16 protein-coding genes are annotated in these 20,916 nt (G+C 56.3%); 12 read left to right on the top strand and 4 right to left on the bottom strand.

All coding sequences use genetic code 11. The features are described from left to right. Positions 1 to 2: 2 nt before the first annotated feature. Positions 3 to 638, bottom strand: coding sequence for an SOS response-associated peptidase (locus tag B9Z47_RS05595; protein WP_108330276.1), 636 nt, complete (start codon positions 636 to 638; stop codon positions 3 to 5). A gap of 140 nt (positions 639 to 778) precedes the next feature. Here B9Z47_RS05595 and B9Z47_RS05590 point away from each other — a divergent pair, with 140 nt between their 5' ends. Further along, positions 779 to 1,366: a DNA-binding protein gene (locus B9Z47_RS05590; protein ID WP_108330275.1), complete on the top strand. Its 588-nt coding sequence runs from the start codon at positions 779 to 781 to the stop codon at positions 1,364 to 1,366. Positions 1,367 to 1,424: 58 nt separating this feature from the next. Here B9Z47_RS05590 and B9Z47_RS05585 read toward each other — a convergent pair whose 3' ends face one another. The 3 genes from B9Z47_RS05585 to B9Z47_RS18540 all read right to left on the bottom strand — a co-directional run bounded on the left by B9Z47_RS05585 (position 1,425) and on the right by B9Z47_RS18540 (position 3,007). After that, positions 1,425 to 2,165, bottom strand: coding sequence for a hypothetical protein (locus tag B9Z47_RS05585; protein WP_146185761.1), 741 nt, complete (start codon positions 2,163 to 2,165; stop codon positions 1,425 to 1,427). A gap of 144 nt (positions 2,166 to 2,309) precedes the next feature. Further along, positions 2,310 to 2,852: a SprT-like domain-containing protein gene (locus B9Z47_RS05580; RefSeq protein ID WP_108330273.1), complete on the bottom strand. Its 543-nt coding sequence runs from the start codon at positions 2,850 to 2,852 to the stop codon at positions 2,310 to 2,312. Next, positions 2,840 to 3,007 carry a hypothetical protein gene (locus B9Z47_RS18540; protein WP_158271624.1) on the bottom strand — a complete coding sequence of 56 codons (168 nt, stop codon included), beginning with the start codon at positions 3,005 to 3,007 and terminating at the stop codon, positions 2,840 to 2,842. The genes B9Z47_RS05580 and B9Z47_RS18540 overlap by 13 nt, the downstream gene beginning before the upstream one ends. 528 nt (positions 3,008 to 3,535) lie before the next feature. On the opposite strand from B9Z47_RS18540, the gene B9Z47_RS05575 reads away from it, so the two are divergent. The 11 genes from B9Z47_RS05575 (at position 3,536) to pglZ (ending at position 20,914) form a co-directional block, all read left to right on the top strand. After that, positions 3,536 to 4,501, top strand: a complete 966-nt coding sequence (locus tag B9Z47_RS05575; RefSeq protein WP_146185760.1) for a hypothetical protein — start codon at positions 3,536 to 3,538, stop codon at positions 4,499 to 4,501. Positions 4,502 to 4,615: 114 nt separating this feature from the next. Beyond that, a complete protein-coding gene (locus tag B9Z47_RS05570; protein ID WP_108330271.1) occupies positions 4,616 to 6,355 on the top strand; it encodes a hypothetical protein in 1,740 nt (579 codons plus the stop codon). A gap of 175 nt (positions 6,356 to 6,530) precedes the next feature. Next, positions 6,531 to 7,331 carry a hypothetical protein gene (locus B9Z47_RS05565; RefSeq protein WP_233253669.1) on the top strand — a complete coding sequence of 267 codons (801 nt, stop codon included), beginning with the start codon at positions 6,531 to 6,533 and terminating at the stop codon, positions 7,329 to 7,331. Beyond that, entirely contained in the window at positions 7,321 to 7,890 is a 570-nt protein-coding gene (locus B9Z47_RS05560) for a BREX protein BrxB domain-containing protein (RefSeq protein ID WP_108330270.1), read from the top strand. Before B9Z47_RS05565 ends, B9Z47_RS05560 begins: the two co-directional genes overlap by 11 nt. Before the next feature lie 18 nt (positions 7,891 to 7,908). Further along, on the top strand, positions 7,909 to 11,373 hold the full coding sequence (brxC, locus tag B9Z47_RS05555) for a BREX system P-loop protein BrxC (protein ID WP_108330269.1): 3,465 nt from the start codon (positions 7,909 to 7,911) through the stop codon (positions 11,371 to 11,373). A 146-nt stretch (positions 11,374 to 11,519) separates the two neighbouring features. Then, entirely contained in the window at positions 11,520 to 12,563 is a 1,044-nt protein-coding gene (locus B9Z47_RS05550; RefSeq protein ID WP_108330268.1) for an ATP/GTP-binding protein, read from the top strand. Beyond that, positions 12,560 to 13,087 (top strand): hypothetical protein, encoded by a 528-nt coding sequence (locus B9Z47_RS05545; protein WP_108330267.1) that lies wholly within the window; start codon positions 12,560 to 12,562, stop codon positions 13,085 to 13,087. Before B9Z47_RS05550 ends, B9Z47_RS05545 begins: the two co-directional genes overlap by 4 nt. A 99-nt stretch (positions 13,088 to 13,186) precedes the next feature. Continuing rightward, complete coding sequence (locus B9Z47_RS05540) at positions 13,187 to 16,549, top strand: BREX-1 system adenine-specific DNA-methyltransferase PglX (protein WP_233253668.1); 3,363 nt, start codon at positions 13,187 to 13,189, stop codon at positions 16,547 to 16,549. Then, the gene (locus B9Z47_RS05535; RefSeq protein ID WP_108330265.1) at positions 16,546 to 17,844 is read left to right on the top strand and encodes an AAA family ATPase; all 1,299 of its coding nucleotides are present in this window, start codon (positions 16,546 to 16,548) and stop codon (positions 17,842 to 17,844) included. Before B9Z47_RS05540 ends, B9Z47_RS05535 begins: the two co-directional genes overlap by 4 nt. Continuing rightward, positions 17,841 to 18,557 (top strand): hypothetical protein, encoded by a 717-nt coding sequence (locus B9Z47_RS05530; protein ID WP_108330264.1) that lies wholly within the window; start codon positions 17,841 to 17,843, stop codon positions 18,555 to 18,557. The genes B9Z47_RS05535 and B9Z47_RS05530 overlap by 4 nt, the downstream gene beginning before the upstream one ends. After that, on the top strand, positions 18,557 to 20,914 hold the full coding sequence (gene pglZ / locus B9Z47_RS05525; protein WP_108330263.1) for a BREX-1 system phosphatase PglZ type B: 2,358 nt from the start codon (positions 18,557 to 18,559) through the stop codon (positions 20,912 to 20,914). The genes B9Z47_RS05530 and pglZ overlap by 1 nt, the downstream gene beginning before the upstream one ends. Positions 20,915 to 20,916: the final 2 nt, after the last annotated feature.

The following is a 20,916-nucleotide window of genomic DNA, read 5'->3' as shown; positions in this document are numbered from 1 at the left end:
ATTCATGCGGCAACGAGATCCAGCCAGGGTTGCAAATACGCCCCACTCTCGCCCGCACTCGCCTGCAGCCACCCGTCATAGCGCTCAGGCGGCAAGATCACCACCGAACGTTTCTCATCCTGCGGCTTGTGAAAGTTGCGCATGAATGGATGTTCATCGGCGTTGATCGTCAGCATCGTGAAGCTGTGCACTGTCTCGCCTTCGGGTGAACGCCACTGCGCCCACAACCCGGCCAGGCCCATGGGTTCGCCGCTGGTCAGCGTGATGCGGGTGGGCACGGCTTTGCCGCTGCGCCAGTCGGGTTCAAAGAACGATTGCACTGGGATGATGCAGTGCTGCGCACGCCGCCAGGCATCGCGGAAGCTGGGCTTTTCCGCCACCGTTTCGCTGCGGGCGTTGTAAGTGTGGCGGGCGATCTTGTCGTCTTTGGACCAATGCGGGATCAGGCCAAAGCTGCCGAGCAGCGCTTCACGTTCGGGCACCGCGTCATCACCCACATCGGCCTGGGGGTGGCGGCGGATGAAGGTGCTTTTGTAGCCCGGCCAGACATCGCGCCGGGCCAGCTCGCTGGGCAAGTCAATGCCGAAGTGTTTTTTGAGCAGGGCTTTGTCGTGGGGGGATTCGTAGTGGGCGCACATCACGCAGATGGTATTCGACCGATCTGGTGATTTTTGCTACCCACGTTAGCGGGCAGCAAGAGCGGTGCAAGCCTTAAAAATCTCTTTTTGCATGCTGTAGTATTGTTTCTACTACTAAAAAATACACAAAGGGTAGCGTCATGGCTGCAAACACCGCCCGTATTTTCGAAGTCGCCGACGAACTCGATGCAGCTGGCCACTACCCCACATGGGTCAGAGTGCGCAAAGCCTTAGGCGGTGGCAGCATCATGACGATCAGCGAAGCCATGACCGAATGGCGCGCACGGAAGGCCGCGAAGGAAACCCCGGTACGCGAGGCTTTGCCTCAAGCCGTCTCTGAGCTATTGGCGCAGTTCGGCGCGGCGCTTTGGGCGCAGGCACTGCAGTTGTCGGCCGGGCGCGAGGCGTTGAAAAAAGATCGACATGGGATTGAAGCCCAGCACCAAGAAGCGGCAGACCTGGCCGACCAGCTCAGCAGCGAACTGGAGGCAGCCCGGCAAGAAGCAACGGATTTGCGCCAGCAACTCGAGGTGGCGCAGTCGACAGTCAAGGGCTTGGGCGATCAGCTGCGTGAGCGTGAGCAATCGTTGGCCGTGGCCCACGCTCGTACCGACGAAATCAGGAACCGCGCCACCCAGCTCACCGAGCAGCTGAACGCCGCGACCGCTCAGAATTCACAGCTGCTGCAGACCATCACGGACATGCAGCAAGCCAAGAACAACAAGTAAGGCCCCGTCGCGGCTCTCATTTTTGGAAATGGCTGTGAGCTGCGTTTTTTGGAGCAGTTCACATCTTGAACCGCATAGGCGCAGTTTCGCGTTGCTGAATGAGATTTGCGATCAGACGACGGGATTGGTTAGGTCCATCTTGCTTCTGGTCTTTTATGGCTTCACTCGCTTGATCAAACTGCCCCAGCTCGCGGTGCAGTTCAGCGCAAATCACACCATCCAGTCGGTGCTCTTCGTGCTCATGCATGCGCAACAGGGCCTGCAAGTTGTCACGTTGCGCATCACTCAGCACAAAGGGCGGGTAGGTGAAAGGGCTGTCATCTGGCCGGACATAGGTCGCAGCTTTTTTGGGCAATAGCTTTTGCCACCAGCTGCGGCGTTCGGCATTTTGAGCAAGCCATGCAGCTTGGGTGGCCGCTTCTTCGGCCGCACGGTGGGCGCGGTAGAGCTCGCGGTAGGGGTGATTCAGTTCCTGCCAATACGTGAGCCGGGCAGCATGCTCGATGGCCAGCGATCTGGCCTTGTCAATCGCATGGGGCAAATCTTCGGGCTTGACCTTGTCAGCAAATGGCGTCTCTGTGTCTTCGGTTTCGCCCAGATCTTTCAGTTCATTCATCAGAAAGAATGCGCCGCATTGGCACCGGCGCAGGCCATGGTCGTTGGGCATCAATGTCCTGTGCCGGTAGCCGTCCGTCCAGTGTTCCTCCGCCATGAAGTTGATAGACCGATACTGCAAGCTTCTGAAATGGGCACCACAGCAAGGGGCTGCATTGAGGTTGTATCCGGCAATGCTAGTCATGGGTGTCGCTCCATTCTTTGTTCCACAGTTCCTTCAATCCGCCTTCCCGCCCATGCCTGGGCCTGGACATAGGGGATAGCGCAGCGCGCGCGCATGGCATTGGCGCACAAGGACGCCAAGGCCAAGCAGGGCGCAAGGCAAGACTTACGCCGCCAGCTGTTCATGGGTTACCAATGCGGTGTTACTCGGAAAGCCATAACGTCTGTGATAACCACCGCGTGGGTAACGTCCAAGTTGGTCCAGCATCGACTGGTAGGACCTCACCGTATCGCGAAAGTCGAAGAGGTTGACCGCCATGCAATCTGCGAGCTTCAGGTCTTTGGATATTTTTTGAAATACAGGACCGTGGCTATGTTTGCAATCATCTATAGCGTGCACCAGCTCGTGGGCAAGCGTCACAAGTACGTCCATGGGTTCATCCAAAATGGGCGAAATGAAGATCTGGTTAATGCCATCTTTGTCCATCCTGCGGCTGCAACACGTCCCCATGGTGAGCCTTTTGGTGTTGACGCGATAACCCGATGAGCTGAACCCTACGGACAAGTGCACAGGCGGGATTTCGTAACCAGCGGCTGTAAAACTCGGGCGCATGAGTTCCACCGCCTCATGGAGCCAGACTTCAGCGTATTTGTGGATCAATGGGCGGTCTTCGTTTTTGATCCGGATTCGTTTTTTCACAGTGTCCATGCTTGTGCCAAAAGTGACGCCACTTCTGTCCTCAATTCGTTGATCTTCTGGCTGGCGATTTCTGCCCGCATCAGCCGTTTGATTTCTTCATCCAGCAAAGCTGCAGGGCCACAAGGCACCTCCAGCGCATCGATGTCGCGGGGGGCTACGCGCATCACATCCGGCGCAATCGCATGGTGCGGTGGGCAAGGCTCAGGTTGAGAGCCTGTGGGGCTGTTGAATTATCCAGTGAGTGTGATTCCACGAACGTGGGTTTTGCGGGATGAGGTTTTACAGAGCAGTGGGCTGATTTGCGCAAACCTCAAAACGCTGAGCTGACGTGGCCGGGCGCGCAGGCAAACGAAGCATGGGTCTCGCAAAGCCCCTGCACTGAAAGCAGAAAGAAGCTGTTCAGGTGGAATAAGCAGCACTCTCGCATGACTGTATTCATGAACAGGTCATAAGGCTCATGGCAAGAGCCCCCAGATGCTTAAGATCTATAAGTCATCAAAGGATTCGGCATGCTCCCAGGCCCCATTCGTCTTTACCGCTGCGGTTCATGCGACGGCTTGTTTTCGCGCAGGACGCTGGCTTCGGGCAATACCCTCGGCGCGCAATACCGCTCTGACGGCCAGATGAAGGCCCGCATGTTGCCGCAGATGCCGCCTTTGGTCGTCTGCCCCCACTGCCAAGCCCTGTTTTGCATGCTGGGTGCAAAGCACGCCATTGAGTTCAGGAACTACTTTCCAGGTTGGGGCTTTCTGGGAGAGCCGACGCCAGAAGAAGTGGCCAGCAAAAAGGCCCAAGAAGCCTTGGCGCAGCAATACAAGGATGTCCCCCGCTACGAGCTGGCAACGCTGACGCAATGTTTGGACTATGTCCAGAGCCAGAAAATGGCGGAGAACGAAGAGCATTTGCGTCTTTATGCCTGGCACCGTGTCAACAACGAGCGGATGGACTCACCTCGACATCTTTCGGCTGCAGAAGCGCAAAATCTTCAGTCGCTTTTGATGCGGAGGGATACAGAAGAGGATGACGGCATCCTCATCAAGGCCGAAATGCTGCGTGAACTGGGGCAATTCGAAGCCGCCGCCGCCGTTTTGGACCACGATTTCAGCGACGAGGCTGAAGCCCAAGCCGAGCAAATGATGCAGGCAATCGAACGGCAAGATGACCAACCCTTCATCTTCGCGCCCAACCGGGATGACGGCGACATTGAATTCGCCTGGGCATGGCAAGCCCGCCGTTACCCACCCGAAGTGCCGCAACTGCTGGATGAGGACTCATTGGACCCACCCCTGTTTCACGTCAGCAACAGAGATTGGTGGGTCAAAGTGCTGGGAATGATGTCGCACAACTGGGCCTTGATCGAGCCCCAGGCCAACGGAGAAGCTACGGTGTACTTCTTTCACGACAAGGGCATGACGCTGCGCCCAAGTACTTACAAGGGGGCCGACTTCAGCAACCGCAGTGCCGTTGTCGATGCATTGCAGTTTGAAGATGTACACCAGGCGCAGCGAGCCCTGAAAGCCAACGACTTTGACCGACTGAAGGTAAAACCCGGGCCTTGGCTTGACTTCGTACCCGAGGGCTACTTTTGGGATGCCAGGGCGACTGAGGAAGGGATTTACTCTAAAAAGGGGTATTGGCGGTCAACTCATGGAGATTGAGATTGTCCGGACAGCCAATCCAGCCGGAATTGCTGAATGCATTGGATGCCGCCTATCAAGACGACAATTGAATTCTGTCCAAAATTGACATTTTTAGAGTGAAAGCTATCCGACATGATCGTTGACGACCACACGCTGGACGATGAAATGCTGACGTTTTACAAAAACGCAGTAGATGCCATGCCTGATGGGCTCTTGATCATGTCAGCTCGCAAAATGCCTGAACTGCTCAACGGGCTCAAGCAAGACAAACCCAACGTCGAACAGCTTCGGCAACGGGTGACGGCCAAGTTGCAGCTCAAATCACCACCGCCTCCCGTTTTGGATATTCTTCGGTCCGCGACGTTGTCGGAGTCTTTGATAGACGTTCTCAGCGAAAAGACCATCAAGCTTGGCCTCGCCTCACTGCTCGATCATTTTGGTCGCTTGCCCATATTGGCGGCCATGCTGCTGGACGCGCGTGAAAGTGTGCGCGAGCTGGCCCTGGCTGAAATGCCAAAGCCGCCGAAAGCCAGAGTTGCCACCAAGACCAAAGAGGAGGAGTTATTCAAGAACCGCTTCAAGCCGCTGCTGGAAACTTTGCGCCCGATTCTTGAGGGTGTTCCCTACGAAGCCCCTGCGCCCCGCACAGTTACGGTAGCCGCAGCGCCTATCTTGACCAAAGAACAGCAAGAGCGTGACATCGTTTCCAGCACCCTATATCGCCAACTCCAAAAAGAGCGAAATTTATTGGCAACGGAGCGAGACAAGCTCCAAAGCCAGGTCAACAAACTCAGCGCTGACCTTTCGGGCCAAACCCGATTGGCCAGTGAACGCAGCTCTGATTTAGTCGCCATGCAATCACAGCTCAACCAGCGGGTGGCACAAGGCATAGCCGATGGGCTCAAAAATCGTCTTGCACCTTGGCTTGAATCCTGCGAAAGCTTGGCCAATTGGTCATCCAACAGCAGCAGTCGACTGAACAGTGCACAGCAATTGCTTGCCCGGCAGGCTCAGCAAGACAAACGCTACGGTATTCGCACTCAGGTGGCCGAAGAACTTGCCCAAGCGCGTCACTTGCTGGCGGCGCTCAAAACGGCCCAGCAAGAATCTCTTCGTCCTTTACCCCAGCTTTTGGACGAAATCCGGGCATTGGCGGCCCACATTGAAGCGACCGAAGCGCGACTGAACCAAACCAGCCTCCAGCCGCAAACACCCCAGTTGCGGGAATTGGCTCAGACGCTCCAAACCCTGCATGACATGGATGCCTTGCAAGCCCATAAAAAAGCGATGGAACGCACCATGCTGACTGAGGGCTGGAGCATAGGCCTGTGCCAACAAGCTTATGCGCTCATCAATCGACAGATCATGGCCATTTATGCCATGCATCATCCGGACCCAAAAGACTTGGCACCCCCCATTACCGCCAGTCAGCTCCTTGAAGACTGTCTGCTCAATGCCCGACCATGTCGGCTGCTGATTGACGGGCATAACCTTTTGCCCAAGCTCAAGCCCATTATTGGCGGCGACTATTTCCGGGAAGGGCAGGGCCCAAACGCCAAAGCCAGAGCTTTGCTGATTGATTGCATCAAGAATTTGACTGCGAGCCACCCGCTTTTGCAAGCGGACATCTGGTTTGATGGCCCTGACGACCAACATTGGAGCGAAACCGACAACCTCAGGGTGTGGTTTTCTGGGGGAAAGGGCTCAGACCGAGCCGATGGTCGGATTCTCGAAAGTTTGCAGTCTGAGGTCTATCGAGGCAGCCACACCACACTTTTGCTCGTGACCGAAGACCGTGAGTTGCTCCTGCAGGCCCAACAAAAAGGGGCTGTGGGCGTGTCGCCATTGGAAATGTGGACTATGGTTTGTTGAAATGGTTGCAAAAACACAAGTTGAAAGGCATGCGACTTTTGCTGGACTCTCAATTGGTCATTCATTACCTGACCTTCAAAGTCAACATATCCCGACTGACTGGAGGCCCAAAACTGGCTGTTCCTCAGTTAAGCTAAGAAGCAATTTTCTGTATTTTTCCTCAAACACTCGCCCAATGTCTGAACGTAGCCAAGATTTGCTCACAAAACTCGGATTTCGGTTCGGGACCAATGGCCCGCACGCCGCCCGCACCATGATGCTGGACGATCTGCAGGTCTTGCTGGCGGCTGTGCCCCAAGAAGCGCCAGAGAGCGATTACGCCTACCAAGTCAAGGAATTGAACGTCCTGGGTAAACCTACCAAAAAAGCCAGGGAGTTGGCCTACCGGCATCTGGTGACTTTGTATGGCTTGGACCCCCAGTTGCCTCTTTTTCGCATGTTTCGCCGCCTTTGGGCTGCAGACAGCCAAGCACAGCCGGTTTTGGCTTTGACATTAGCCATTGCCCGCGATCCTTTGCTGGCAGGCACACAAGACTTCATCTTGTCAAAACACGAGGGCCAGCACGTTAGCCGCGAAGACTTGGAGGTACTGCTATCCCAGTCTCACCCAGACCGTTTCAGCCCGGCTTCGTTGAAGTCGTTTGCGCAAAACGTCAACGGCACCTGGACCTTTGCGGGCTATTTGTCTGGGCGCAATCGCAAAACCCGCACGCAGCCGGTCATCACTCCAGCCAACGTGGCCATGTGTTTGTTCATGGGCCACTTGCAGGGCATGTCTGGTCAGCGCCTGTTCACCTCCAGCTGGTGCAGCCTGCTGCCCGGGTCCGAGCAAGACCTGGAAACCCTGGCCAATGCCGCTTACCACCGGGGGCTGATCGTCTTTCTCAATGCCGGCGGCGTCAAAGAGGTGCGCTTTCCTGACGGCCTGACCACTGCTGAAGAACACATTCGCCAGGAACTAACCCATGAGCTCTAAAGTCGGCAAACTGGCTGCGGCCTACAAACAGCACCTGGGCGTGCCATGGCAAGAAGGCATTGCGGGCATCCAGCGCGTCATCTTTGCGGTCTATGACAAAACAGACGAGCTCAGATTGCGAGCCAATGTGGACGAATTCCAGCTGACCACGCAGCAAGCCCAAAAGAAATGGCTCTTGATCGACTTGACCAACGCTTTCCCCGAATGGATGGCCAAGCAAGAATACAAAGATGCTTATTTCGAGTCACCCGAGGACTTGGACGGTTACCAAACGGGTGAGTTGACCCAATTCGTCAATCATCTGATTGAGCAGTTGAAGAGCCAAATTCATGAAGACTCTGACAACAACACCGTCGTGGCCCTTCTGGGCGTCGGCAGCTTGTTCGGCCTGGCCCGTGTTTCCACGGTGGTTGAAGGCATCAAAGACGTGATCAAAGGTCGTTTGCTTGTGTTCTTCCCAGGTGAGCACCATCCCGAAAACCACACCTACCGATTGCTGGACGCACGAGATGGCTGGAACTATTTGGCCATCCCACTGACCGCCACTGAAACCAACTGACAAATCAAAAGAGAAGAAATGATCAACAGGGACATATACAACAAGGCACCGCAAGACAACCGCCTGGTCAACAACGGTGTGGCCGAGGTGTCAGAGGACCATTCCGAAGCTGCCCAATCCATCTTGCGCTACGAGCTCGAAACATTCGTGTGCGATGGTCAATACGAAAAAGGGTTGGAGACCATCCTTGACAAGTTCTTGATGAACTTGAACTCCAAAACCGAGCAACCAGGCGTCTGGGTGTCTGGTTTTTACGGCAGCGGCAAATCTCACCTGGCCAAAATGCTGCGCACCCTCTGGACCGACTACACGTTCAGCGATGGCGCTGCAGCTAGAAGCCTGGCTAAGTTGCCCGAGGGCGTGGTGGCCCATTTGAAGGAACTCTCAACGCAAGGCAAGCGCCATGGTGGTTTACATGCAGCCGCAGGCAAGCTGGGTGCGGGCGTAGGCGACAAAGTACGGTTGGCCCTGCTCAGCATCATCTTCAAATCCAAAGGCCTGCCTGAGCAATACAACCAAGCCCAGTTTGTGCTGTGGTTGAAACAAGAAGGGCTGGTTGAAAAACTAGACGCCGAGTTGAAAGCTGCAGGCAAAACCCTGCAGCAAGAGCTGCCCCACATGTACGTGTCTAGTACGCTGGCTAAGGCCTTGTTGCAAGTGCAGCCAGGGCTGGGTGCGTCAGAGGCTGAGGTTCGCCAGGTTTTGAAGGCGCAATTTCCGCAGGTCACCGATGTCACCAGCGAGCAAATGGTCGCCGCCATCGAGGCCACGCTGTCCAACAATGGCAAGTTCCCCTTGACCTTGGTGGTTCTGGACGAAGTGCAGCAATACATTGGCACCGACGCCGAAAAAGCATTCCAGATCCAAGAGGTCACAGAAACCCTGTCCAAAAAATTCAATGGTCAGTTGCTCTTTGTAGGAACCGGTCAGTCGGCCCTATCTGGCATGCCCAACTTGCAACGACTCATGGGGCGCTTCCCCGTGCAAATCATGCTGGGTGACTGGGATGTGGAGAACGTCACCCGCCAAATCATCTTGGCCAAAAAACCCTCCGCACAGCCCCAAATCGAAGGCATTTGGCGGGCCAACCTGGGTGAAATCTCACGCCACCTGCGCGGCACCAAGCTGGAACATGTGACCGAAGACGAATCCTTGATGACGTCTGACTACCCCTTGCTGCCCGTGCGCCGACGCTTTTGGGAGCGCGTTTTGCGCACGATCGACACCACGGGCACCGTGTCGCAGTTGCGCAGCCAGTTGCGCGTGGTGCACGAGGCTGTGTTGGCCACGGCCAACGAGCCCTTGGGTCATGTGGTGCCTGGCGACTTTTTGTACGACCAAATTGCCCCCAACTTGGTGTCCACCGCCCAGCTGCCTAAAGAGGTTTACGAGAATGTCCAAAAATTCGCAGCAAGCGATTCCGATGGTCAACTCAAGGCCAAGCTGCTCAAGCTCATCTACCTCATCAACAAGCTGCCGGCTGATGCCGCTGTCGATCTGGGCCTCAAAGCCACAGAAGACGTTTTGGCCGATCTGTTGGTGACCGATTTGTCTGCCGGTTCGTCCGAGCTGCGCAAAGCCTTGCCCACCTTGCTGGACCAGTTGCAAAACAAAGACCGCCTGGTCATGGCTTTGGCGGGTGGCTCGGGCACCGAATACCGCCTGCAAACTCGCGAATCCAGCGCCTGGTACGACGAGTACCGAGCCCAAGAGGCCGACTTCAAGTCCTCGCCCCAGCGCATCGAGCAAAAACGCGCCGAACTTTTAAAGACCCGCTATGGCGAAGTCTTAAGAAAAGTTCGCGTTGTGCAGGGCAAAGACAACGTTGAACGCAAGCTAACCCCCTGGTACGACGACACGCTGGCCCGCGACCACGACAAGAACCTGTACCTCTGGGTGCAAGACGGCTGGCAAACCGAAGAGCGCTCGGTGATCGCCGAGGCTAAAGCCAAAGGGGCCGACAACCCCACCTTGTTTGCCTTTTTGCCTGCGCAAAACAAAACCGACTTGTCCAACGCCATCGTTGCCCTGGAAGCCGCCCGCAACACTTTGCAAAAGAAGGGCAGCCCGTCCACCGAAGAAGGCCGCGATGCCCAGCGCTCCATGGAAAGCCGCCAGCGCAATGCCGAAAAAGAACTGGCCGACCTGATCGACAAACTTTTTGCCGGAGTGCGCCTGTTCATGGCCGGGGGCCAAGAGGCCACCGACGGCCAAGACCTGACCGACCGCATCAACCGTGCCGCCAAGTCATCGGTTATTCGGCTGTTCAACCAGTTTGATGCGGCCGACCACGACCAGTGGAGCAAAGTGCTGGACGAAGCCCGCAAAGGCAACCTTGAAGCCATGAAAGCCGTGGGCCACACGCAAGAAGCCGACAAACACCCCGTGAGCCAAAAGCTGCTGGCCTTCATCGGCCTGAGCAAAAAAGGCGCAGACATTCGCGACCAATTTGAAAGCCCGCCCTACGGCTGGCCCCGCGACGCCATCGACGGTGCGCTTTACGCCTTGCTGGCCACAGGCCACATCAAGGCCACAGACGCCGCCAGCAAAGCCGTGGACGTGAAAAGCCTGGACCGTGCCCGGCTGACCCAGGCCACCTTCCAGCGCGAATCCATCACCATCACGCCGCCACAACTCATCAAAATCAGGCAATTGTTCAGCCAAGTGGGCGTGCCCTGCCAGCCCAAAGAAGAGCTGACCAAAGTGCCTGCGCTGCTGGCCAAGTTGCGTGACCAAGCCCTCAAAGCCGGTGGCCAGGCCCCTGCACCCGAGTCGCCCAAGCTCACCGCCATTGAGGCTGTAGAGGCCCAATCGGGCAACGCCCAACTGCTGGAGCTGTTCAACCGTTACGACGAACTGCTCTCGCTGTCCAAAGACTGGACCCAAACCGCCGAAGCCATTGCCAAGCGCTTGCCTGTTTGGAGCCAGCTCAAAGAACTGCTGCGCCACGCCCAAATATTGGGGCCTTATGCCAATCTCAAGGCTGAGTTGGACGCCATCGAAACCCAGCGCAGCCTCTTGGCAGACCCGGACGCGGTGCGCCCCCTGCTCGACAAAACCGTGGACCTGCTGCGCCAGGCCCTGAATGCCAAGCTCGACGCCTTCGGCCAGGCCTATGCCCAGCAACAAAGCCAACTGTTTGCCGATGCCGAGTGGAACAAGCTCACCGATGCCCAGCGCCAGGACCTTACCGCCAAGCACCACCTGAGCCCCCCCGATACCGTACAGCTGAGCACCCCAGAGCAGTTGCAAGACGCCCTGGACGACTGCGACCTAGACCACTGGGTCTCAAAAACCCAGGCACTGCCCAGCCGCTTCGAGGCGGCCCGCCATGCTGCTGTGCAACTGCTCAAGCCCAATGTGGTTCAAGTTTCTCTGCCCAAGCGCACCCTCAACGACGAAGCCGAACTCAAGGCTTGGCTGCTCGAAGTGGAGAATCTTTTGCGTGACAAGCTGGGCCAAGGCCACCCGATTTCCCTGTGAAAACCCTCAGGACCGTCCTTTTGACCGTGTGAGAAAATGACACCAACAACACCCGCCACACTTCAGGCCTTCGCTTTGGCGACCGCACAGTGCTCCCAGGGCGGGTTTCTTTTTTTGAGTCGCTGCCCAGCGGCTAAGGATGCGACATGCTAGATCACATCAAATTGGAGCGCTTCACCGCGTTTGAAAAACTCAGCTTGAGCTTTTCACCTGGCCTCAACATCTTCATTGGTGAAAACGGCTGTGGCAAAACCCATCTGCTCAAACTGATCTACGCAGCATGCGACGTGAGCACCAGCCAAAAGTCGTTCGCAGAAAAAATCAACCGCGTGTTTTTGCCATCGGGTGAGCAAATTGGCCGATTGGTCAAGCGGCGCAAAAACAGCAGCACTGGCAGCGTTGAGGTCGCACGCAAGGTGCAAGTGGAGGATCAGGCCAAAACCATTGCCTTGCGCTTGTCCATGTCCAACCACACCAAAGAACCCTCGAAGGCCACCATATCGGGAGCCTTTAAGCAATGGCAAGAGCACCCCCTGACCTCGGTGTACATCCCCGTCAAAGACATGATGGCCAATGCACCGGGTTTCCGTTCGCTGTACAGCCTGCGCCACATCCACTTTGAAGAGGTGTACGCCGACATCATCGACCGCGCCTTTTTGGGCACCCTCAAAGGCCCTACCGACAAAGACCGCAAGCGCTTGCTCGACATCTTGCAGCAGTCCATGGAGGGCAAAGTCGTCTCGCGCAACGAAGAGTTTTTCCTCAAAAGCCCCCAAGGCGAACTCGAATTCACGCTGCTGGCCGAAGGCATCCGCAAGCTCGGCCTCTTGTGGATCTTGATCCAAAACGGCACGCTGCTCGACGGCAGCGTCTTGCTTTGGGACGAGCCCGAGGCCAACCTCAACCCCAGGCTCATGCGCACCGTGGTCGAGATCCTCATTGAGCTGCAACGCCTTGGGGTGCAGGTGTTCATCACCACGCACAACTACAACCTGCTGAAAGAATTTGACCTGCAAGTCAAGCCGCAAGACAAAGTCCAGTACCACAGCCTTTTCCGTGATGCCGACAAAAATGTGCAGGTGTCTTCTTTTGCCCGCTACGATGATTTGCAGCCAAACGCCATTGACGACACCCTGGGCGCACTGGCCGACCGCGAAATCCGCCAACAAATGGGGGAGTTGGGCCAATGAGAATTCAAGCCGACGGGTTCGAGTTTGACTTTCCGGGCGCACTCGATGCGTATGTCTTTGACGAGCAGGCCAAGACCGCCCCGCGTTTTCATGGCCTCTCACACGCCATGAAAGCGGTGGACCTGGTGGTCGAGATGCCCAACGACACGCTCTTCATCGAGATCAAAGACTTTCACGCGCCAGACGATTACAACTTCAAGGCCGCTACATCTGATGGGGAAAAAACACAACGTCGCCAGTCGGTCAACCACCTCATGAATGTGCTGGTGCACAAATTTCGCGACACCTGGCTGTACCGCTGGGCTGAGCGCCCAGCGGGTGCGCCCGACAAACCCGTGCGCTACCTGTGCCTGCTGACGCTGGACAACGGCCTCTTGGGTGTATTGAACAAAGAGCTGCGCCAAACCCTGCCCATTGGCATGGCTGGACCGCGCTGGCAGCGCGAGCTTGGCGTGGGTTGTGCCGTTCTCAATCCACAGCGCTGGGCCACCACCTTTCCCGCGTGGTCACTGCGGCGCGTTTAATGCCTGCTTGTGCAGGCTGATATCCATCTCCCCCATGCTTTTTAAGCGCTCAGTCCTCACCGACTTTGATCGCCCACTTTTTTGAAGACCAATCGAATGATGGCCGCACAGCACCCCCTGCCCAAACCCCTGCGCACGCAGCTAGAAAACACCGTCAAAGCCGCCCGTGATGTGGCCGAGATTGCTGCGACGGCAGCCTTGGTACAACTGGCAGTGGGCGAGGGCAAAGCCCCTGACTATTTGACTGACCCACAAAAAGCCCTGCGCCGTCGCTTGCGTGCGCACGGCCGAGCCTTGGGCGATATCAAAGCCGCAGACGACAGCCAAAGCATTCGCCACCTGGTGTGGGAAACGGCTTACGAGCACTGGCACCGCATGCTGTTTGCCCGCTTCTTGGCAGAAAACGGTTTGCTGCTGTGGGAGCCTGGTGCACCAGTTACTTTGGCCGAGTGCGAAGAAATGGCGCAAGATCCAGCCACCAACCTGGGTGCCAAAAGTGGCTGGGACTTGGCGGGCAAATTGGCCGCTCGCATGCTGCCGCAAGTCTTCAAGCCGCAGCACCCCGTGTTTGACATGGCCTTTGCCATCGAACACCAGCGCAAACTCGAAACGCTGCTTGCCGCCTTGCCAGAAGAAGTCTTCAAAGCCAGCGACAGCCTGGGCTGGGTGTACCAGTTCTGGCAAGCCAAGCGCAAAGACGAAGTCAACGCCTCTGAGGTCAAGATCGGCGCAGACGAGCTGCCCGCCGTCACCCAGCTCTTCACCGAGCCCTACATGGTGGACTTCTTGTTGCACAACTCGCTGGGTGCTTGGTGGAGCACGCGTCACCACGGCAAAACTTGCCCCGTGCCTTTGACCTATTTGCGCACCTTGGACGACGGCACTCCTGCTGCAGGTAAGTTTGAAGGCTGGCCCGACACCCTAGAGAAATTCAAGCTGCTGGACCCTTGCTGTGGTTCGGGGCACTTCTTGGTAGCGGCCTTCTTGTTACTGGTGCCCATGCGCATGGCGGCCGAAGGCCTGACCGCCATGGACGCGGTGGACCTGGTGCTGCAAGACAACCTGCACGGCCTGGAGCTGGATGCACGTTGCGTGGAGATTGCAGTGTTTGCCTTGGCCTTGGCGGCCTGGCGCTACCCAGATGAAAGCGGAGACTCGCTTGGCGTGCGAGCAGACATGCCAGCGCCAAACATCGCTTGCTGCGGCTTGAAGGTGGGAGCCAAGTCTGCTGACTGGACGGCGCTAGTCCCTGAGCATGTTGAAAACGCAGATGAACTGAAGAATGGTTTGCGGCAACTACACAAAGCGTTCACGCAAGCGCCCATATTGGGAAGTTTGCTCGATACAGGCAAGTCAAGTGGCGATCTGTTCACGGCCGATTACAAACTGTTGTCCAGCTTGCTGCAGCAGGCACTCAAGGCTGAACAGCAGTCTGATTTGTTAGAGGATGGTTCTGCCACCTGGAACAACGCATTGACGGCACTGGGCTTGCTGGATGCTGCACGTCTATTGGATGACCGATACAACTTGGTCATCACTAACGTGCCTTACTTGGCGCGAGGCAAGCAAAACGATACGCTGAAGGAATACTGCGAAACGCATTACGCAGATGCCAAGAATGATTTGGCCAATGTATTTTTGGAGCGGTGTTTGGAGTTGAGTCAAGAAAATGGTGTAGGCGTTGTGCAAATTGTGATGCCCCAGAATTGGTTGTTTTTGGGTAGTTACAAGAAGCAGCGGGAATCTTTGCTCAAACGCGTGCAATGGAATATGTTGGCATGGCTGGGACCAGGTGCATTCGAGACAATCAGCGGAGAAGTAGTTCAAGCCGTGTTGCTGACTCAAACCAGAACTTCAGTTTTGGATGATTTTCAGCTACGTGGTTTAGATGTTAGTCAATTCAAAGAGCCTAATGAAAAAGCCAAATATTTAAGTGACATAGACATCGTAGAGGTTGGTCAAAACGACCAATTGAAAAAACCAGATGCCCGAGTTAATTTGGAAAAATTATCACATCTGGAGTTACTTGAGAAGTTTGCGTCTGCCTATATAGGGCTTCATGTTGGCGATTGGGAGGCATTTAGAAGATCCTTTTGGGAGGTAGTTCAAATAGGTTTGGAGTGGCAGACGCTGCAAAATTCAGTATCAGGTACAGATCCCTATTCAGGACTCGATGACATCATTTATTGGCCTAATGAAGGGCGGATGCATAAAGAAAATCCTGCAGCAAGGGTACAGGGTCGACCAGCATGGGGTAAGCGAGGTGTCGCTGTAAGTTTGATGTCTCATCTACCAGCAGGCCTTTACGGTGGTGGCTTGTTTAGAAACGGAGTTGCAGTAATTTCACCCAAGGATCCGAGCCATCTCCCCGCAATTTGGATGTTTTGTAATAGCATTTATTTCAATCAGGAAGTTCGTAAGATTGATCAAAAGTTGTACGTTACTTGCGGTACCTTAGTCAAAATTCCGTTTGATTTGAAACGTTGGCAGCTAGCAGCTGACGAACGCTTCCATAAAGGGTTGCCCAAGCCATATACCGACAATCCGACTCAATGGCTGTTCCACGGCCATCCACAACCCGCAACCGATCCACTTCAAGTTGCAGTCGCTCGCCTCGCCGGTTATCGCTGGCCCGCAGAAACCGATGCGACCATGGAGTTGTCCGACGAAGCCCGTTCGTGGATAGCCTATTGCGCCAAATTGGCCGACCACACCGACGACGACGGCATTGTCTGCTTGCCCTCGGTGCGTGGCGAGCCTGCAGCGCATGACCGACTACTCAAACTTTTGATTGCGGCCTGGGAAACAGTGCAGCCCGGCTGCTGGAAGCCTGCAGTTCTCGATAAGCTGCTGACTGACGCCGACTGGGACGGCAAGGGGTTGGACACCTGGTTGCGCGAAAAGTTCTTCGAGCAGCACGCCAAACGCTTCCACCACCGGCCCTTCATCTGGCATGTGTGGGACGGCCTGAAAGACGGCTTTGCCGCGCTGGTCAACTACCACAAGCTCGACACCAAAAACCTGGAGCGCCTGATCCACACCTACTTAGGTGACTGGATTCGCCAACAAGAAGGCGGCGTGCGCGATGGCGTGGACGGAGCCCCAACTCGACTGGCAGCGGCACTCGACCTCAAGCGCCGTTTGGAGCTGATCTTGGAGGGAGAAAAGCCCTACGACATCTTCGTTCGCTGGAAGCCCTTGGCCGAACAACCCATCGGCTGGAACCCAGACCTGAACGACGGCGTGCGCATGAACATCCGCCCCTTCATGACCGCCGAAGTCCTGCGCCACAACAAAAAGCCCAAGCTCAACATCACCTGGGACAAAGACCGGGGCAAAGATGTGGAGAGTGCGCCGTGGTTCCACAAGTTTGAGGGCGACCGGATCAACGACCACCATTTGACGTTGGCTGAGAAAATGGCTGCGCGTAGCCTTGTGTCCAGTCTTGGAGTCAAACCATGAATATCAAGCAGCTAAGGGTTCAGAACTTTCGGTGTTTTGAGCAGGCAACGTTTGACTTTTCGCCCGGATTCAATCTTTTTGTGGGCATCAATGGCAGTGGCAAGTCATCGCTGCTGAAAGCCGTTGCGGCCAGTTTGGCCACACCCCTTAATGGTCTGGGAAAAAAAATGGTTTGGCTGCATGACCAAGAAGTCAACGCCCGTCTGGCTTTGGTGGAGTTGAAAGGGCGCGTGCGCTACGAACGCTGCTATCCGGTGCGTCTGGAAGTGACAGGGACGCTCAGCGGTGAAGTGCGCAGTTGGTGGATGGAGCAGTCAGGTCCAGGGAACAATCAAAACAAATGGGAGCACACCGCCTTTGCAGCCTTGACCGAGATCTCTGCGAGCATTTCTCAAGGCGGAGCAGGGGCGCTGCCGATCGTGGCTTTTTACACGGCTGAACGTCAATGGACGTTGGTGGGTGTTGGTGCTGATACGGCCGTCCGCCAGCAGGATTCAAGGTCGGATGGCTACGCGTCTTGGGAAAATGCCGCCTTGGATATGGCGGGCTTGGAGACCTGGGTGGTGGCTAAGTCCTTGGAGCGATTGGAGGCCGTGTCGGATTCGGGGCCTGTGCTGAGTGGCTTGCCCTTGGATGAACTGGACTTGGTCAATCAAGCAGTGGTTGAGGCGGTACCCGGCGCCAAAGGTTTGCGCTATGACATCAAATACCGCCGTCTGGTGCTGGACTGGGAGAATGCTGAATCGACGCCTTTTGACACACTCAGTGACGGCCAACGTGGTGTAGTTGCCTTGGTCGCCGATATGGCACGGCGCATGTGTTTGCTCAATCCGCAGTTGGGTGACGCAGTGCTGTCTGAAACCCCTGGCATCGTCATGATTGATGAGCTTGACATGCACCTGCACCCTGCGTGGCAGCGACGCTTGCCGGGTGTTCTGAAAAAGACTTTTCCTAGGGTTCAATTTATTGCCGCCAGCCATTCGCCGCAAATCATTGGGGAGTTGTCTGCGTCTGAAGTCTGGCTCATGCGCGACGCCAAGGTGCTCGGGAACCCGGAGCGTGCGCTGGGTTTGAGCAGCGGCGAGGTTCTGGAGGAGTTGATGGAGGGCAAGGCTCGCAATGTGGATGTGGCGTCTCAGCTCGACACTATCCGCGTCCAGCTGGACGAGGACGATATCGCTGGCGCACAAGCAGCGCTTTCGTGCTTGCGTCAAACGGTGGGCGATATTCCACAGGTGCTGGAACTGCAAGCTTCCATCGATAGCCTGCAATGGCTGGAGGATGGCGACGCATGAGAAGCATCAGCAAAGGCGCACAGCCGCAAGACCTGATTCGTTGGCGGGCTGATAACGCGGCTGTGCCGCAAAACTTGGTGTACGGGGCAGGCGGCTTTCCGGGCGAGGCGGTTCGCCAAAGTTTGCTGGCTGAGCAGTTGCACTTATGCGCGTACACCATGCGCCAGCTCAAAACTGCTGAGCAATGTCAAACAGACGGTCTGGATACAAGGGCTTCGTGCCACATTGAGCACCTCTTGCCTCAATGCCGCAAAGTGTCGGGCGAGGACATTGAATACAAAAACATGGTGGCCTGTTACCCACCCAGCCAAACCCATGTCGCATGCGAGTTTGGAGCCCATGCAAAGGCTGACTTTGACCCCGATACGGGTGGTTTTGTGTCACCCTTGTCACCCAACGCGCAGGCGCATTTCAAGTTTGATGAGCGCGGTGGCTTGCATGGCAGCACTGCGGATGGCGTTTCAACCATTCGGGTTTTGAATCTCAACCATCCAGCCTTGGTTAATGACCGTGCGGCGGTGGTCAAGGGCGCTTTGCAGCCCAGAGGGAAAAAGTTGACGGCGCAGGCCGCCCGTCGGTTGGCCCAGCAGGTGTTGCGGCCGGATGCCCAGCAACGGTTGCCGGCTTACTGCGTTGCCATTGCTCTGACTGCGCTGCAGCACGCTGATCGTGAAGAGCGTCGTGCAAACAGAACGAAGAAAGTGGGTGCGTGATGTCGTCCAGTGAGCAGTTGCGTACAGCCCTAACCATTGCACAGTCACTGAAAAGTTCGCTGGAATCGGCAGCAAAAGGCAATTCACACACCACCACACCTGCTGCGGCGGTGCTTTGGCCTGATAAAGAGGGCCAGTGGCAGGCTGCTATGCCAACGCTCAAGAAGCTGATTCCCAGCCTGTGCGAGTTGGGCACTTACGCCCCGGACGAACGCCGTGGACCTGCGGTCTGGGTCAAGTGTGTGCTTGCAGGTTTGCTGCCTGACGCTCAGCTCGAAGGCGTGCCTGTCATTTATTTGCCTCATGTGAGTCGCGCTGAACTGCGTGCCATTGAAAGTTGCCCGCGTGAGTTGCAGCCGCTTGCCGAACTGCAATACCGTGGGGCGTTTTGGAGCCAGGCCAACGCCAAGGACTGGACGTTGGGGGCATTTCTTGCGTCTAAAAATGGCGGTCTGGGGCTGGATATTGCCCAAGATAAAGCCACCCAAGAGGCGCTGTTTCAGGCGCTCGAAGCTGGCGTTCTATTGGACCGCAGTGTGGCCGATCTCAATGGTCGCACGATCAACGCCGAATGGTTGATGAGTCTTTTGGCCCCCAACCCCGCACGCGATTTGTTGGTCTGGATGAACGATCCGGACGCCGCTCAGTCCAAATGGAGCAAGCAGCGGTGGGCGGTGTTTGAAAAACGGGCCAAGACGGATTTTGGTTTTGACCCGAAAGCAGACGGTGTGCTGGCCGCAGCTGAAAAGCTGGCCAAAGCGGCTGGCCCATGGGCGGCAGTGTCTGAGCTTTATAAAGACTCGTTTGGCAGCTTTCCCAAGGTGTTTGACCTGCTGAGTCAGGTGCAACCACCTCAGCGAAGCTTGTTTGACGGCTACGAGGGCCAAGAGGGCTACCCGCAGGCCAATGAGGGCGGCGAGTCTGCCTTGCGTTATGCCTTGGCTGCTTGCGGCCCCATGATGCCGGACCAGGCCCGAGAAGAAATTGCCAAGTTAGACAAGGACCATGGCTTGCGCCGCAATTGGCTTTGGGCACGCATGGGGCAGGCACCTTTGGCCACGGCCTTGGGTTTTTTGGCGACTGTGGCATCGCAGAGTAAGCAATTGCCAGCAGGAACAACACCCGGTGCATTGGCTCAGAGTTACCAACAAATGGGTTGGCAGGTGGATGCTGCAGCCTTGAGTGCCCTGGCCGCTGTCACAACCAAGGTGGATGTGGACGCTGTGTCTGCAGCCTTGCGGGCCGTGTATTTGCCTTGGCTGGACGAGTGCGCCAAGCGCTTGCAAGAAGCGGCAAAAGCCTCGGGTGGTTTGCGTGGGCAAGCAGCGACTCCTGGTGCTGTGGGGCCAGTGCCTGGCACTTGCACTATTTTTGTGGATGGTCTTCGATATGACGTGGCGACGCGCTTGCAATCGCTTCTGTCCGAACTTGGGACGGTGAACTTGGATGGTGCTTGGACCAGCATGCCGTCGGTCACTGCTTCAGGCAAAGCCTGGTGTTCGCCCGTGGCCAATGCCATTGCGGGCGACAAGGATGACACCGAGTTCCAGCCCCGTGTGGCTGCCGATGGCAAGCCCCTGTCTACCCACCATTTCCGAAAACTCTTGTCTGATCACGGCGTGCAGTTCTTGGACAAACATGAAACGGGTGATGCGTTGGGCTCAGCATGGACTGAGGCGGGTGATTTGGACCATTACGGTCATGCGCACGGCATTCGATTGGCGCGTGACATGGATGTGCAACTGGCCCAGGTGGTCGAGCGTGTTGTGGAATTGCAGCAAGCGGGCTGGAACAAGTTCCGCATCGTGACGGACCATGGTTGGTTGTTGGTGCCTGGTGGCTTGCCCAAGTCGGATTTGCCTAAGCATCAAGCCGAAACCCGCTGGGGGCGTTGCGCCGTGCTCAAAGACTCTGCCCACGGTACACCCCTGACGTTTGGCTGGGATTGGTGCAACGACGTTCAAGTGGCTTATGCGCCTGGCGTGTCGTGCTTTGTTGCGGGCCAAGATTACGCGCATGGGGGCATCAGTTTTCAGGAGTGCTGGGTGCCTGTCTTGAGTCTGGAGGCTACCGCGAGCACTGCCAGCCAAGTCAAGGCCACCATTGATTCAGTGACTTGGAGAGGCTTGCGCTGCGTTGTGACCGTGACGTCGACGGCTTCGGACCTGAGCACGGATATTCGTACCAAACCAGCACAAGCTTCCAGTAGCCTGATCGCATCGCCCAAACTGTTGGTGGATGGCAAAGCCAATTTGGCCATTGCCGATGACGATCAAGAGGGCGCCGCTGCCGTGGTGGTGATCCTCGATGCGCAGGGCAATATCATTCAAAAAATTGCCACTACGGTCGGCGGTTAAGG

It is taken from the genome of Limnohabitans sp. 2KL-1, assembly GCF_003063435.1.
Taxonomy (GTDB): domain Bacteria; phylum Pseudomonadota; class Gammaproteobacteria; order Burkholderiales; family Burkholderiaceae_C; genus Limnohabitans_A.
Note: the sequence above shows the minus strand (reverse complement) of the source record. Positions and strands in the feature narration are given on the sequence as shown.